Source organism: Streptomyces sp. NPDC050433, from assembly GCF_044458565.1.
Classification (GTDB): domain Bacteria; phylum Actinomycetota; class Actinomycetes; order Streptomycetales; family Streptomycetaceae; genus Streptomyces.
The window spans coordinates 51,362-66,200 of the sequence record NZ_JBITIB010000013.1; the positions used below are offsets into that span (position 1 = coordinate 51,362).

The 14,839-nt window shown below is 71.9% G+C and carries 11 protein-coding genes; 6 read left to right on the forward strand and 5 right to left on the reverse strand.

What is annotated here, in order from left to right:
• Positions 1 to 191: 191 nt before the first annotated feature.
• A complete protein-coding gene (locus tag ACIBLA_RS17760) occupies positions 192 to 2,327 on the forward strand; it encodes a SpoIIE family protein phosphatase (protein ID WP_363240536.1) in 2,136 nt (711 codons plus the stop codon).
• A 35-nt stretch (positions 2,328 to 2,362) separates the two neighbouring features.
• Here ACIBLA_RS17760 and ACIBLA_RS17765 read toward each other — a convergent pair whose 3' ends face one another.
• From ACIBLA_RS17765 to ACIBLA_RS17775, 3 genes are all read right to left on the reverse strand, one after another.
• Positions 2,363 to 3,433 (reverse strand): AI-2E family transporter, encoded by a 1,071-nt coding sequence (locus ACIBLA_RS17765; protein ID WP_399199092.1) that lies wholly within the window; start codon positions 3,431 to 3,433, stop codon positions 2,363 to 2,365.
• A 152-nt stretch (positions 3,434 to 3,585) separates the two neighbouring features.
• Complete coding sequence (locus tag ACIBLA_RS17770; RefSeq protein ID WP_399199093.1) at positions 3,586 to 4,539, reverse strand: pirin family protein; 954 nt, start codon at positions 4,537 to 4,539, stop codon at positions 3,586 to 3,588.
• Positions 4,540 to 4,728: 189 nt separating this feature from the next.
• A complete protein-coding gene (locus ACIBLA_RS17775; protein WP_363240671.1) occupies positions 4,729 to 5,193 on the reverse strand; it encodes an SseB family protein in 465 nt (154 codons plus the stop codon).
• 218 nt (positions 5,194 to 5,411) lie between these two features.
• Here ACIBLA_RS17775 and ACIBLA_RS17780 point away from each other — a divergent pair, with 218 nt between their 5' ends.
• Positions 5,412 to 7,238 carry an acyl-CoA dehydrogenase gene (locus tag ACIBLA_RS17780; RefSeq protein ID WP_363240540.1) on the forward strand — a complete coding sequence of 609 codons (1,827 nt, stop codon included), beginning with the start codon at positions 5,412 to 5,414 and terminating at the stop codon, positions 7,236 to 7,238.
• A gap of 301 nt (positions 7,239 to 7,539) precedes the next feature.
• Positions 7,540 to 8,844, forward strand: a complete 1,305-nt coding sequence (locus tag ACIBLA_RS17785; RefSeq protein ID WP_399199094.1) for a M18 family aminopeptidase — start codon at positions 7,540 to 7,542, stop codon at positions 8,842 to 8,844.
• A gap of 94 nt (positions 8,845 to 8,938) precedes the next feature.
• Here ACIBLA_RS17785 and ACIBLA_RS17790 read toward each other — a convergent pair whose 3' ends face one another.
• Complete coding sequence (locus ACIBLA_RS17790) at positions 8,939 to 10,774, reverse strand: NHL domain-containing thioredoxin family protein (protein ID WP_399199095.1); 1,836 nt, start codon at positions 10,772 to 10,774, stop codon at positions 8,939 to 8,941.
• A gap of 111 nt (positions 10,775 to 10,885) precedes the next feature.
• On the opposite strand from ACIBLA_RS17790, the gene ACIBLA_RS17795 reads away from it, so the two are divergent.
• Positions 10,886 to 11,809 carry a hypothetical protein gene (locus ACIBLA_RS17795; protein WP_399199096.1) on the forward strand — a complete coding sequence of 308 codons (924 nt, stop codon included), beginning with the start codon at positions 10,886 to 10,888 and terminating at the stop codon, positions 11,807 to 11,809.
• A gap of 187 nt (positions 11,810 to 11,996) precedes the next feature.
• Here ACIBLA_RS17795 and ACIBLA_RS17800 read toward each other — a convergent pair whose 3' ends face one another.
• Positions 11,997 to 12,986, reverse strand: coding sequence for a winged helix-turn-helix domain-containing protein (locus ACIBLA_RS17800; RefSeq protein ID WP_363240545.1), 990 nt, complete (start codon positions 12,984 to 12,986; stop codon positions 11,997 to 11,999).
• A gap of 82 nt (positions 12,987 to 13,068) precedes the next feature.
• Between ACIBLA_RS17800 and ACIBLA_RS17805 the strand changes: the two genes are divergently transcribed.
• Together ACIBLA_RS17805 and ACIBLA_RS17810 are read left to right on the forward strand one after the other, a co-directional pair.
• On the forward strand, positions 13,069 to 14,307 hold the full coding sequence (locus ACIBLA_RS17805; protein WP_363240546.1) for an MFS transporter: 1,239 nt from the start codon (positions 13,069 to 13,071) through the stop codon (positions 14,305 to 14,307).
• Positions 14,304 to 14,798, forward strand: coding sequence for an LURP-one-related/scramblase family protein (locus tag ACIBLA_RS17810; RefSeq protein WP_399199097.1), 495 nt, complete (start codon positions 14,304 to 14,306; stop codon positions 14,796 to 14,798). The genes ACIBLA_RS17805 and ACIBLA_RS17810 overlap by 4 nt, the downstream gene beginning before the upstream one ends.
• Positions 14,799 to 14,839: the final 41 nt, after the last annotated feature.

Below are 14,839 nucleotides of genomic sequence, written 5' to 3' on the forward strand. Positions count from 1 at the left end.
GCTCTTGGCGGGTGGGCTTGGCCGCACCAGGTTACCGGCAGGGCCAAGACCACTTCCCCCGCATTTGCGGGGGACGCCGCACGGGCACCGGTCCCCGCCGGGCCTGGCACCGGTCGCACCGGTCCCCGCCCGGCCACCCGCACGCCCGCCTGACACCGCACTCCCCACTCATACCTGTCTAAAGTGGTGCAATGCGCACCGAGGATGTGCTGGCCGCGATCGCGACCGGTGTGTGGCGCTGGGACAACGCGGCCGGGTACGTCACCCTCGACGCGGAGGGCGCCCGGCTGCTCGGGCTGCCCGCCGAGCCCACGGTCCTCAGCGAGGCGGCCACCCGCGCGCGCCTGCATCCGGTCGACTGGAACGAGATCTACGGCGTCGTGCGCCTCGCCGTCGCCGAGGGGACGCTCGCCGAGGCCCATGTACGGGTCGTGGGCGAGGACGGGCGGGTGATCCGTACCATCAGGTCCCGCTCGAAGCCGCTGGTCACCCACCGCGAGTACGGCGAGGACTACGAGCTGATCGGCACCCTCCAGGAGATCGTCGAACCGCAGGCGGGCGCGCTGACCGGCCGCAGCCCCGTCGCCGGCGACTGGCGGCGCTCGCGCGAGGCGTTCCTGCTCGACGCCGGCCGGGCGCTCGCCGAGGCGCGCTCCACCTCCGAGGTGCTGCGGGTCGCGGCGTCGCTGTCCATGCCGGGCTTCTCCCCCGACGGGCTCGGCGTCTTCGGCGTCGACGGCGAGCGGCTGACGATCATCGGGCACCACGGGCAGGAGGAGGGCGCGGAGGAGCCCTTCAGCGACATGTCCGTGAACACGGACTACCCGGCGGCCGAGGTCGTACGGACCGGCCGGGCCATCTATCTGCCGACCCCGAAGGAGTACCACGACCGCTACCCCGCCACCTGGCCGCTGGTGCGGGGCTTCGGCCGGCAGTCCTGGGCCTTCGTCCCCCTGATCGTCGCCGGGCGCACGATGGGCGCCTGGATGGCCGCGTTCAAGACGCCGGTGACCTTCACGCCGGACGAGCGGTCCGTGCTGACGACGGTCGGCAGGATGCTCGCGCAGGCGCTGGCGCGCGCCGAGGTCGCGGAGACGGAGCGCGAGCTGTCGCTGGGGCTCCAGCGCTCGATGATGCCGACGCTGGGGCCGGACATTCCGGGGATGAGCGTGGCCGCGCGCTACGTGCCGACCGGCGGCGGGCTCCAGGTGGGCGGCGACTGGTACGACATCATCCCGCTGCCGGGCGGCGGGAGGGTGGCGCTGGTCATCGGGGACGTCCAGGGGCACGACGTACGGGCGGCGGGCCTGATGGGACAGCTGCGGATCGCCCTGCGCGCGTACGCCGCCGAGGGGCACCGGCCCGACGCCGTACTGTCCCGTGCCTCGCGCTTCCTGCACGGCATGTACGAGTTCTCCACCGCCCAGGGCCCCACGCACCCCGACGAGAGCGACACGGGCGAGGACTCCGACTACACCGTGCCGCGCTTCGCGACGTGCCTGTACATGGAGGTCGACCCGGAATCCGGCACCCTCGACATCGCACGGGCCGGGCACCCGGACCCGGTGATCCGCACGGCGGACGGCTCGGCGCTCATCCGGCAGACGGCGGGCGGGCTGCCGCTGGGCATCGAGGCGGACTCGAACTATCCGACGACCCGTGTGGTCCTGGAGCCCGGCGACACCCTGATGCTCTGCACCGACGGGCTGATCGAGACCGGCGGGCACGACATGCTGAGCGGCTGGACACGGCTGCGGCCCGTCCTGGAGGACAACACCGGCCTCTCGCTGGAGAAGCTCGCCGACGCGCTGATCGGCGCGGTCCACGGCCCCAGCTCGCACTACACGACGGGCCCGCTCGCCGACCGCCGCGAGGACGACATCGCGCTGCTGCTGCTCTCGCGCACCAGCGCGCCCGTGCGCCGGCCCCCGCGCCGTTCGGTGCTGACGATCGCCCAGGCCGAACCGGAGCAGGTCGCCGACGCGCGGCGGCAGTTGAGGGACCTGCTGCACGACTGGGCGGACGAGGAGCAGGTCGACTCGGCGGTGCTGATGCTCTCGGAGATGGCCACGAACGTGCTGGTCCACACCGACGGCGACGCGGTGCTGATCGTGGAGGCGGCGGGGGAGCGGGGCAAGCGGCGCCTGCGGGTGGAGGCCGCGGACGCGAGCGACGAACTCCCGCACCGACGCCGGCCGGGGGAGCTGGCGTCGAGCGGCCGGGGGCTGGTGCTGCTGGAGATGCTGGCGGACTCGTGGGGGGTGGATCCGCGGGGCGAGGGCAAGTCGATCTGGTTCGAGATCTACGAGAAGGGCGACGCGGGCTGAGGGGCGACGAGGGCTGAATCGGATTCTTTCGTGCGTTACGCGCTGTCCGGCGCCCGCGCCGCGTAACGTTCCCGGACCTCCGCCACCACCCCGAACGCCGCCGCCGTCAGCGGGACCGCCAGCAGCATGCCCAGGATTCCCGCCACGCTCGCGCCCGCCGTGATCGCCAGCATGACGACCGCCGGGTGCATCTGCACCGTACGGCTCTGGATCATCGGCTGGAGCACATGCCCCTCCAGCACCTGCACGGCGAGGACCACCCCGAGCACCCACAGCGCGATCACCACCCCCCGGTCGGCGAGCGCGACGAGCACGGCGACGGCGCCGGACAGGAACGCGCCGAGGTAGGGGATGTACGCCCCCACGAACACCAGCGCCCCGAGCCCGACCGCACCCGGCACGCGCAGGATCAGCAGGCCGACGGTGATGCAGATGGCGTCGATGAGCGCAATGAAGGTCGTCCCCCGCATGAAGCCCTCGACCGCCCCGAACGCGCGCCGCGCCATCGCCTCGACGATGTCGCCGGTACGGCGCGGGGCCACCGAGCGCAGGGCGCCGGCGACCCGGTGGGAGTCCTTGAGGAAGAAGAACATCAGCAGGAGCGCGAGGACGGCGGTGGCGATCGTCTCGCCGACGACGCTGAGCCCGGTGAGCACCCCGGACGCCGCGGTGCTGCCGAACTTGTCGAGCAGGTTCTTCGCGTTCGACGCGACATCGTTCAGGGACGTTCCGGCGGCCCCGAAGTGCTTGCTGAGATCCCGCCCGGCCTGCTTGAGCGAGTCGACGATCTGGTCGCCGGTCTCGATGAGCGCGCTGACCACGATGTACGTCGCCCCGCCGACGACCGCGATCACGGCCAGGCAGGTCAGCCCGGCGGCCAGGGACTTCGGCACCTTCATGGCGACGAGCCGCCGGTGGAGCGGGCGGAGCAGCGCGGTGCCGAGGATGGCGAGCAGGACGGGGGTGACGGCGGTCTTGAAGGTGATGACGATCCACACCCCGACGCCGACGACCCCGGCGACGAGCAGCAGGAGCGCACACCAGGCACCCACCCGCCAGACCTCAGGGGGCAGCACGCCGGGCGGGCCCCCGCGCGAGTTCTCCATCCGCCCAGCGGACCACGGCGCTCGCGCCGGTGTCCCACGGATGGGGCCGGGTGGGTGACGGGGTGTCACTCAGAGGTGGAGCGGGGGTGGGTGTCCCGGCCCGAGCCGCGACACCCACCCCGGTCGGACTTACGCGGCGTCCTTACGGAGGCTTACGCGGCGTCCGCCGGCACCGTGCCCAGCCGGCCGGACTGGAAGTCCTCGAAGGCCTGCTTCAGCTCGGCGTGACTGTTCATCACGAACGGCCCGTAGTGCGCCATCGGCTCACGGATCGGCCGGCCGCCCAGCAGGACGACCTCCAGGTCCGGCGTGTGCGAGTCCTGCGACTCGTCCGCGCGGACCGTCAGCGACGAACCCGCGCCGAAGACCACCGTCTGCCCCGTGTGGACCGGCCGCCGGTCCGTACCGACCGCGCCGCGTCCCGCCATGACGTACGCGAGGCCGTTGAAGTCCTCGCGCCACGGCAGCGTGACCTCGGCACCCGGCCGCAGCGTCGCGTGGATCATCGTGATCGGCGTGTGCGTGATGCCGGGACCCTCGTGCCCGTCCAGCGAGCCCGCGATCACCCTCAGCAGCGCGCCTCCGTCGTGCGACGTCAGGAGCTGCACCTGGCCGCCGCGGATGTCCTGGTAGCGCGGGTCCATCATCTTGTCGGCGGCGGGCAGGTTCACCCAGAGCTGGAGGCCGTGGAAGAGACCGCCCGACATCACGAGGGACTCCGGCGGCGCCTCGATGTGCAGCAGGCCGGAGCCCGCCGTCATCCACTGGGTGTCGCCGTTGCGGATCGTCCCGCCGCCGCCGTTGCTGTCCTGGTGGATGAAGGTGCCGTCGATCAGGTACGTCACGGTCTCGAAGCCGCGGTGCGGGTGCCAGGGCGTGCCCTTCGGCTCTCCCGGCGCGTAGTCCACCTCGCCCATCTGATCCATCATGATGAACGGGTCGAGGTGCTGGTAGTTGATCCCCGCGAAGGCCCGGCGCACCGGGAATCCCTCGCCCTCGAAGCCGCCGGGCGCGGTGGAGACGGCGAGCACGGGACGCGAGACGGCGTCGGCGGGCGCCGTGACGCGGGGAAGGGTCAGTGGGTTTTCGACGGTCACGGCGGGCATGGGGGCCTCCTCGGCTTCGGGCTCCAATTTAGTTGAACAGTGAACATCTGGCAAGGCGGCCGGTATTCCGGAGCCGTCGGGAACCGTAGCCGTAGCCGTCGCCATTCACACGAAGGCGCCGGCCGGGGCTGCATCAGCCCGGCCGGCGCCTTCCGTACTCCGCGGGAGGAGCCCGCAGGAGGAGCGGGATCAGCCGTACATCCGCCGCATCGCGAAGTCCACCATCTGCTCCACGGCCTTGGCGTCGAAGACCATCCGGTGCTCGCCCTCCATGTCGATCACGAAGCCGTACCCCGTCGGCAGCAGGTCGATGACCTCCGCGCCCGTGATGACGAAGTACTTCGACTCCTTGCCCGCGTACCGCCGCAGCTCCTTGAGCGTGCTGAACATCGGGATGACCGGCTGCTGGGTGTTGTGCAGGGCCAGGAAGCCGGGGTTGTCACCGCGCGGGCAGTAGACCTTCGACGTCGCGAAGATCTGCTGGAAGTCCTCGGCGGAGAGCGACCCGGTCGTGAACGCCCGCACCGCGTCCGCCAGCGACGGAGGGGACGGCTCGGGGTACAGCGGCTGCTCCCCGTAGCCGGCGCCGCCCATCGGCTGCTGCGGGGGTGCGTACTGCTGCTGAGGGCCAGCGTTCTGGTCGTAGCCGTACATGCACCCAAGACTACTGAGGAAAGGCCCGCCGATGGGCCGCATGCACCGCTCGTCGTCCTCGCCGTCGCGATCCTCGTCATCGCCGTCACCCTCACCGTCGTCCTCGTCACAGATGCCCGGCGGGGGTTGCATCTTATTACCGGCGGGTAGCATCATCGACAGCAGTACTGACACGCGTACGAGGAATTCGCCTCCCAACCGCTTACGGAGCCGTCGCCATGGGGCATTACAAGTCGAATCTCCGCGACATCGAGTTCAACCTCTTCGAGGTCCTCGGGCGCGACAAGCTGTACGGCACAGGACCGTTCGCGGAGATGGACGTCGAGACAGCCAGGACGATTCTTTCCGAGGTCACCAGGCTCGCCGAGTCCGAGCTGGCCGCGTCCTACGCCGACGCGGACCGCAATCCCCCCGTCTTCGACCCGGAGACCAACACCGCTCCGGTGCCCGCCTCCTTCAAGAAGAGCTACCAGGCCTTCATGGACTCGGAGTACTGGCGCCTCGGCCTCCCCGAGGAGATCGGCGGCACCACCTCCCCCCGCTCCCTGATCTGGGCCTACGCGGAGCTGCTGCTGGGCGCGAACCCGGCGATCTGGATGTACACCTCGGGACCGGCCTTCGCCGGCATCCTCTTCGAGGAGGGCAACGAGGCGCAGAAGAAGATCGCCGAGATCGCCGTCGAGAAGCAGTGGGGCTCCACGATGGTGCTCACCGAGCCCGACGCGGGCTCCGACGTGGGCGCCGGCCGGACGAAGGCCGTCGAGCAGGAGGACGGCTCCTGGCACATCGAGGGCGTGAAGCGCTTCATCACCTCCGGCGAGCACGACATGTCGGAGAACATCCTTCATTACGTGCTGGCCCGCCCCGAGGGCGCCGGACCGGGTACCAAGGGCCTGTCCCTCTTCCTCGTACCGAAGTACGAGTTCGACTGGGAGACCGGCGAGCTGGGCGAGCGCAACGGCGTGTACGCGACGAACGTCGAGCACAAGATGGGCCTCAAGGCATCCAACACGTGCGAGCTGACGTTCGGCGACCGGCACCCCGCCAGGGGCTGGCTGGTCGGCGACAAGCACGAGGGCATCCGGCAGATGTTCATGATCATCGAGTTCGCCCGGATGATGGTCGGCACGAAGGCCATCGCCGCGCTCTCGACGGGCTATCTGAACGCGCTGGAGTACGCGAAGGAGCGCGTCCAGGGCCCCGACCTCTCCCAGTTCATGGACAAGAGCGCGCCCAAGGTCACCATCACGCACCACCCCGACGTGCGCCGCTCGCTGATGACGCAGAAGGCGTACGCGGAGGGCATGCGCGCGCTGGTGCTGTACACCGCCTCCCTCCAGGACGAGATCGCCAAGAAGGCGGCGGAGGGCGAGGACGTCAAGGCGGAGCACGCCCTGAACGACCTGCTGCTGCCGATCGTCAAGGGCTACGGCTCCGAGAAGTCGTACGAGCAGCTGGCCCAGTCGCTCCAGACGCTCGGCGGCTCGGGGTACCTCCAGGAGTACCCGATCGAGCAGTACATCCGGGACGCCAAGATCGACACCCTGTACGAAGGCACCACCGCCATCCAGGGCCAGGACTTCTTCTTCCGGAAGATCGTCCGTGACCAGGGCCAGGCGCTGAACGCCCTCTCCGAGGAGATCAAGCAGTTCCTCGCCGTCGGCACCGGCGGCACCGAACTGGCCCCGGCACGCGACGCGCTCGCCAAGGCGGCCGTCGACCTGGAGGCGATCGTCGGGAGGATGCTGACCGACCTCACCGCCACCGCCGAGGACGTGAAGAACATCTACAAGGTGGGCCTCAACACCACGCGCCTGCTGATGGCCTCGGGCGACGTCGTCGTCGGCTATCTGCTGCTGCGCGGTGCGGCGGTGGCCGTGGAGAAGCTGGAGACGGCCACCGCGAAGGACGTGCCCTTCTACCAGGGCAAGATCGCGGCGGCGAAGTTCTTCGCGGCGAGCGTGCTGCCGGGTGTCTCGGTGGAGCGCGCGGTCGCGGAGTCGGTCGACAACTCGCTGATGGAGCTGGACGAGGCGGCGTTCTAGGCCGTGTCTGACAAATAGCGCCGTCCGCCCTTGGGGCGGGGCGCGCGGCGTCCGGTGCGTGCGATCGGAAGGCGGAGGATCGCTCTCGTACTGGGCGTACTCGGATGCCTTCGAGAGCGCTGCCAACGCGGCGAGCGTGCGTGCCGGGCGTCGCGCGCCAGGCGGGATTTGTCAGACACGGCCTAGGCCTCAGGCCTTCCAGGGCGCCGAGCGCCGGACGGGCCGCATAGCCTGTCCGGCGCTCGCGTACAAGCCCCGTCCGCGCCGGAGACGCCGAACCATGGCTCGTTATGGTGACCCCATGACCACATCCGCCCGCTTCGACCGCGGCCACACCGACGACCTGATGACCTTCCTCGCCGCCAGCCCCACGCCGTACCACGCGGTGGCGAACGCGGCGACGCATCTGGAGAAGGCCGGCTTCCGGCAGGTCCGGGAGACGGACGCGTGGGAGGGCACCGCCGGCGGCAAGTACCTGCTGCGCGGCGGGGCGCTCATCGCCTGGTACGTCCCCGAAGGGGCCGAGCCGCACACGCCGTTCCGGATCGTCGGCGCGCACACCGACTCCCCCAACCTCCGCGTGAAACCGCTGCCGGACACCGGTGCGTACGGCTGGCGGCAGGTCGCCGTCGAGGTGTACGGCGGACCGCTGCTCAACACCTGGCTGGACCGGGACCTCGGGCTCGCCGGCCGTATCTCGCTGCGCGACGGCACCCACCGGCTGGTCAACGTGGACCGGCCGCTGCTGCGCGTACCGCAGCTGGCCGTCCACCTGGACCGCGGGGTCAACGCCGACGGTCTGAAGCTGAACCCGCAACGGCACATGCAGCCGATCTGGGGCCTCGGCGAGGCCGAGGAGGGCGACCTGATCCGCTTCGTCGCCGAGGAGGCCGGGGTCGACGCGGCCGACGTGACCGGCTGGGACCTGATGCCGCACTCCGTCGAGCCGCCCGCCTATCTCGGGCGCGACCGCGAGCTGGTGGCCGGGCCGCGGATGGACAACCAGCTGTCAGTGCACGCCGGTACGGCCGCGCTGGCCGCCGTCGCGAGCGCCGCCGAATCGGGCACGGCCCCGCCGTACATCCCGGTCCTCGCCGCCTTCGACCACGAGGAAACCGGCTCCCAGTCCGACACCGGCGCCGACGGGCCGCTGCTGGGCACGGTGATGGAGCGCTCGGTGCTGGCACGCGGCGGTTCGTACGAGGACCGGGCGCGGGCCCTGGCGGGCACGGTCTGCCTCTCCTCCGACACCGGGCACGCCGTGCACCCCAACTACGCGGAGCGGCACGACCCGACGCACCACCCGCGTGTCAACGGGGGCCCGATCCTCAAGGTCAACGTCAACATGCGGTACTCGACGGACGGCGGCGGGCGCGCGGTGTTCGCGGCGGCGTGCGAGCGGGCCGGGGTGCCGTGGCAGACGTTCGTGTCGAACAACTCGATGCCCTGCGGCACGACGATCGGCCCGATCACCGCCGCCAGGCACGGCATCAAGACGGTCGACATCGGCGCGGCGATCGTGTCGATGCACAGCGCCCGCGAACTGTGCGGCGCGGACGACCCGTTCCTGCTGGCGAACGCGCTGGCCTCGTTCCTGGAGCGCTGAGCGGAAGGCCCAACTCCGCTGCGCCTGCGTGGCCGTTACCGGGCCGGGTACCCGCATCGCGGCCCCGGCCCGTCGGCCCCGCTGCCCGTCGGCCCTACGCGTCGAGGCCGGCCAGCACCAGGCCCAGCCGGTCCGTGCCCGACGCGGTGACGCGTACCGGCACACCCCAGTCCTGCTGGTGGACATGGCACGCCGGGTACTCGATCTCCGGCGCGTCGTCGCAGGACGCGGCCATCGCCGAGACGTGCAGCACCCCCTCGGTGACCCCGTCGGCCAGCACCAGCTCCCGGCCCAGCTCCGTCCCCGCACCGGAACCCTCCGCCAGCAGCTCCGGCGGGGTCGCGGAGACCAGGAGCCGGGTCGAGGGACCGTAACGGGTGTCCAGCTTCTGCCCCTTGGGCGCCTCGAAGACAACATCGAGCCGCAGCGTGCCCGGCGCGACGTCCGTCGCGGCGCGCTGCGTGCGGTGCGCGACCGCCTCGACGCGGACGGCCTCCTCGGGCAGCCGCAGCCGGGTGAGCCGGTGCCGGGCGGACTCGACCACGACGATGTCGTCGCCGACGAGCACCGCGCCGGAGGGCTCCCGCAGGTCGGTCGCGAGGGTCGTGACCTCGTCGGTCGCCGGGTCGTAGCGGCGCAGGGCGTGGTTGTACGTGTCCGACACCGCCACCGAGCCGTCCGGCAGCGCCGTCACACCGAGCGGGTGCTGGAGCAGGGCCTGCCCGGCGGCGCCGTCACGGTGGCCGAAGTCGAACAGCCCGGCGCCGACGGCCGTCCGTACGGCGAAGCCCTCGCCGTCCCGCTCCACATAACGCAGGGCGCTGGTCTCCGAGTCGGCGACCCACAGCCGTTCCCCGGCCGCGGCGAGCCCGGACGGCTGCGCGAACCACGCCTCGGCGGCGGGGCCGTCGACCAGACCCTCGTTGGTGGTCCCGGCGGCGACGCCGACGGTGCGGGTCTTCGGGTCGTACGTCCACAGCTGGTGGACCCCGGCCATCGCGATCCACAGCCGGTCGTTCCACCACGCCACGTCCCACGGCGAGGAGAGCGCCACATCGAGCGCGGGGCCGTGGGTGGGCGAGCCCTGCCACCACTGCCGGCCGGTGCCGGCGAGGGTTTCGACGGTGCCGGTGGCGGGGTCGTACGCGCGGATCGCGTGGTTCACGGTGTCGGCGACCGCGATCCGGCCGTTGGGCAGGAGGGCGAGCCCCTGCGGCTCGTTGAACGACTCGGCCCCGAAACCGCGCTCGCCGCCGCCGATCCGCCGCACGACGCTCTCGCCGTCCGCCGCCAGCTCGACCAGCTGGTGCCGGGTCGAGTCGGAGACCAGGAAGTTCCCCGAGTCCAGCGCGAGCACCTTGCCGGGGAAGCGCAGGTCGGTGGCGGCGGGCTCGGTCGCGACGAAGGGCCCGTCGCCACGACGCAGGGTGCCCTTGGAAGCGTGCTCGGCCTCCAGCTCCTCGACCAGCTTCTCGATGGCGTGCGCGTGCCCCTCGCCGGCGTGCTGCGCGACGACGTACCCCTCGGGGTCGATGACGACGAGCGTGGGCCAGGCCCGTACCGCGTACTGCTTCCAGGTCGCCAGCTCGGGGTCGTCCAGGACGGGGTGGTGCACCCCGTACCGCTCGACGGCGTCGACGACGGCGGCGTGCTCGGCCTCGTGGACGAACTTCGGCGAGTGGACACCGATGATCACGACGGTGTCGCTGTGCTTCTGCTCCAGCTCCCGCAACTCGTCGAGGACATGCAGGCAGTTGACGCAGCAGAAGGTCCAGAAATCTACAACAACGCACTTACCTCGTAGATCCGCGAGCGTCAGGTTCTTGCCACCCGTGTTCAGCCAGCCGCCCTTGCCGATCAGCTCGGGGGCCCGGACTCGGGCACGGCGGCGGGGGACGGGCGCGGGGGTGGGCTGGGCGGCGTCGTTCATCCTTCAAGCTTGCCACCCTGGGGGCGGGGGTTGATCCAGGGTCCGCCGTGCACCGCTTTCGCCGTTTGCGCCGCTTCCGTCGTGTGCGACGCACGTGGCACAGTCGGCAGCATGTCGTTGGGTGATCTGCCGGCCTGGATGCCGGGCTGGTGCGGGGAGCGGTTGGGGGCCGAGCCGGTCGGTGTTCTCTTCGAACTGCGGTCGATTTCAGCGGTGTTCGGGCTGCGGCTGGCCGACGGGCGGGACGTCGTGGTGAAGACGCGGGAGGACGAGGGCCGGGCCGCGTCGTGTGTCGCCGCGCAGGCCCGGCTGGCGGCGCGGGGGTTCCCGTGCGCCCGGCCGCTCACGCCCGTGGTGGGCGTCGGTGCGCTGGCCGTGCACGCCGAGGAGTGCCGCCCCGGCGGTGAACTGCTGCGCGGCGACTCGACGGACGTGGCGGAGCGCTGCGCGGCGGTGTTCGCGCGGCTGATGGCCGAGCTGGCCGACGTGGCCGTCGCGCCGCCGCTGCCGAATCCGCGCTGGGCTCGTTGGGACCACACGGACTCCGGGCTGTGGCCGGCGATCGGCTTCCTCGACCGGCGGGACCGGGGCGCCGTGCCCGCCTACGTCGTCGACACGGCCGAGCGGGCCCGCAGGCGGATGCTGGCCGCCGCCGATCTGCCGTGCGTGCTGGGCCACGCCGACTTCGAGGCGCAGAACCTGCGGTGGCGTGACGGCCAGGTGTGGGCCGTGCACGACTGGGACAGCCTGGCTTGGCAGCCGGAGGCGGCGTTGGTGGGTGCGGCGTGCGGGGCGTTCGCCAGTGCATCGCCGCCGACGTTGGCCCCGGTCGAGAGCTCCGCCGCGTTCCTGGCGGCGTACCAGAAGCTACGGGGGCGCCGGTTCACCGCGGAGGAGCAGGAGATCGCGTGGGCGGCCAGTCTGTGGCCGGCGGCGCACAACGCTCGCTGGGAGGCCCTGCACGGCGACCCCCCGGTGTCGTGTGAGGCTGTCCGCGCGCAGGCGGCCGAACGCCTGCGGAGGGCGAACGCGTAGGGGTTGTCCGGCGGATCTTCGTCGGCATGCAGGAGGGCACATGGGGCTGGTACTTTTCCCTGGCGACGGAGACAACAGCAGCCCGGATGTCGCCTGGTCCTACAGCCGCTTCGCCGCGTTTCGGCGATGCGCCCCGGTCGGAGGCGATCACCGGCCATCGGCCACGAACCCACCTGCCGGACAGCCATCAGCGTGAGTCGCCGGGGCCGGGCGCCCGGACCAGGACCTCGCCCGCCTCCGTACGGAAGTAGAGCACCGAACGCCCCGAGCGGCGGCGGCCGATCAGACCCGCGTCCAGCAGGACCCTGAGGTGACGGCCCACCGAGCCCAGGCCCTGGCCGGTCAGCGCCACCAGTTGCGTCGTGCTCTTCGGGGAGCCGAGCAGGGCGAGCACCCCGGCCCGGCCGGGGCCGAGCAGGGCTCGCAGCGGCTCGGGCACCGGCGGGCGGGCGCCTTCGTCGGCGAGGGCCCCGGCGCACGGGTACACCACGGCGTACCGGTCGGCGTCCCACGACACCCAGCTCTCGCGCGGTGTCACCGGCACGAACATCAGCCGCACGCCGGGGATCTCCTGCGACCGGCCGGCGCGGGTGGAGATCTGGAGCCGGCTGCCGCCGAGCCAGCGCATCCCGCGGCGCATGTCACCCAGCGCGGACGCCCAGCCGCCCCGGCTCAACTGCGCCGTACGCGCGACGATGTCGGCCTCGATGAGCCGCCGGCGCCGTGGCCAGTACGGCAGCACCGTCTCGGCCCACACCCACTCCACGACGGCGGCAGCTCGCTGCGGGAGGTCGTCGCGGTCCTTGAGAAGGGCGGGGAGCGGGCCGTTCAGGGAGACCAGCAGGTCGGCTCGTACGGTCTCGGGCGGGGTCCGGCGCATCCGCACCAGCTCCTCCTCGAAGGTCTGCTCGGTCAGGGCGCCCCCGGTGGGTGTGGGGGTGATGAAGTCCGCGTTCCAGGTGCGGCCGAAGGCCGCCCGTACGAGCAGCGCCGTGATCGGGTCGGCGGCCTGCCTGGCCCGGTAGGCGGGCAGATGGGCGGCCAGCCACGCGCGCTCGCCGGAGTGCGCCGCCTGCCCCTCCTCCAGCGCCCGCAGGCTCGCCACCGCCTCGGTCAGCGGCGACACGACGAACCGGCTCCCGGCGAGCGTGTCGGCGTCGACCTGCCACCAGCCCATGCCCCGTCTCCCGCCCTCTCTAATGTTTCGCGCTGTCGCGAAACACTAACGCCCCGTCCCGCGCACCTCAGAGACTCCGGGGATGCGCACCTACCAAGAGCTGTTCCGTACTCCGGAGTTCACCCCGCTCTTTCTCACCTCCGCCGGACAGGTGGCGGCCCAGACCGTGAGCGGGCTGGCGCTGGGCACCCTCGTCTACTCGGCGACCGGCTCGCCGCTGCTCTCCGCGCTCGCCATGTTCGGCCCCTCCCTCGCCCAGGTGATCGGCGCGACGATGCTGCTGTCGGCGGCCGACCGGCTGCCCCCGCGCGCGACGCTGGCCGCGCTGTCGCTGCTGTTCGCCCTCGGTATGGCCGCCGCGGCCCTGCCCGGTCTGCCCGTCCCGGCGATCCTCGCGATCGTCCTCGGTCTCGGTGTGCTCTCCGCACTCGGCGGCGGGGTGCGTCTCGGGCTCCTCAACGAAGTCCTCCCCAAGGAGGGTTATCTGCTCGGCCGGTCCACGCTCAACATGTCCTCGGGCCTGATGCAGATCTGCGGGTACGCGACCGGCGGTGCGCTGGTCGCACTGCTCTCGCCGCGCGGGGCGCTGCTCACCGGCGCCGCGCTGTATCTCACGGCGGCGACCGTGGCGCGACTCGGCCTCAGTAGGAGGCCGCCGCGCGCCACCGGCCGCCCTTCGGTCGGCCAGACCTGGCGGAACAACGCGCGCCTGTGGTCGTCCCGGCCGCGCCGCACCGTGTATCTGGCGCTCTGGGTACCCAACGGCCTGGTCGTCGGCTGTGAATCCCTGTACGTGCCCTACGCCCCCGAGCACGCCGGGCTCCTTTTCGCCGCCGGTGCGGCGGGCATGCTCGCCGGGGACATCCTGATCGGCCGGTTCGTCCCGCGCCGCTGGCGCGCGCGGCTCACGGTCCCGCTGTTGCTGCTCCTGGCCGTGCCGCACCTGTTCTTCTTCCTCGGCCCGGCGCTGCCGCTCGCCCTGGCCCTGGTCACGCTCGCGACGGTCGGCTACGCGGCGAGCCTGATCTCCCAGGAGCGCCTGATGGCCCTGACACCGGACGAGCTGAGCGGCCACGCGCTCGGGCTGCACTCCTCCGGCATGCTCACGATGCAGGGGGTGTGCGCCCTCCTGGCGGGCGCCGTCGCCGAGCAGACCTCGCCGGCGACGGGCATCACGGTGCTGGCGGCGGCCTCGCTCACCGTGACCCTCGCGCTGGCGCGCGGGCTGCGTGAGGACGCGGTGCCGCCTGTCGTCCGTACGCGTACAGATGACGCCGCGGCGCCGTCCCCCGGCAGCCCGGTGGGTACCGATACGGCATGAAGTACTTGGTGCGCGACAAGATCTTCGCCATCGGCGACGACTACTGGATCGAGGACGAGCAGGGCCACCAGGCCTTCCTCGTGGACGGAAAGGCGTTGCGGCTGCGCGACACCCTGGAGCTGAAGGACCCTCAGGGGCGCGTCCTGATCACGCTCCGTCAGAAGCTGGTCAGCCTGCGGGACACGATGACCGTCGAGCGGGACGGTGAGCCGCTGGCCACCATCCGTAAGAAGAGGCTGTCGCTGCTCCGTGACCACTACCGGGTCGCCCTGGCCGACGGCACCGAGCTGGATGTGAGCGGGCGGATCCTGGACCGCGAGTTCGCGATCGAGTACGACGGCGAGCTGCTGGCGCATGTCTCGCGCCGGTGGTTCCGGGTGCGGGAGACGTACGCCGTGGATGTGATCAGGGAGGACGCGGACACGGCGCTGCTGATCGCGGTGGCGGTGTGCGTGATCCGGATGGCGGAGAAGGAGCGCGGGGAGGGCTGAGCGGCGGCCCCGGCGGGGCTGGGCCGGGACCCGGGCGGGGG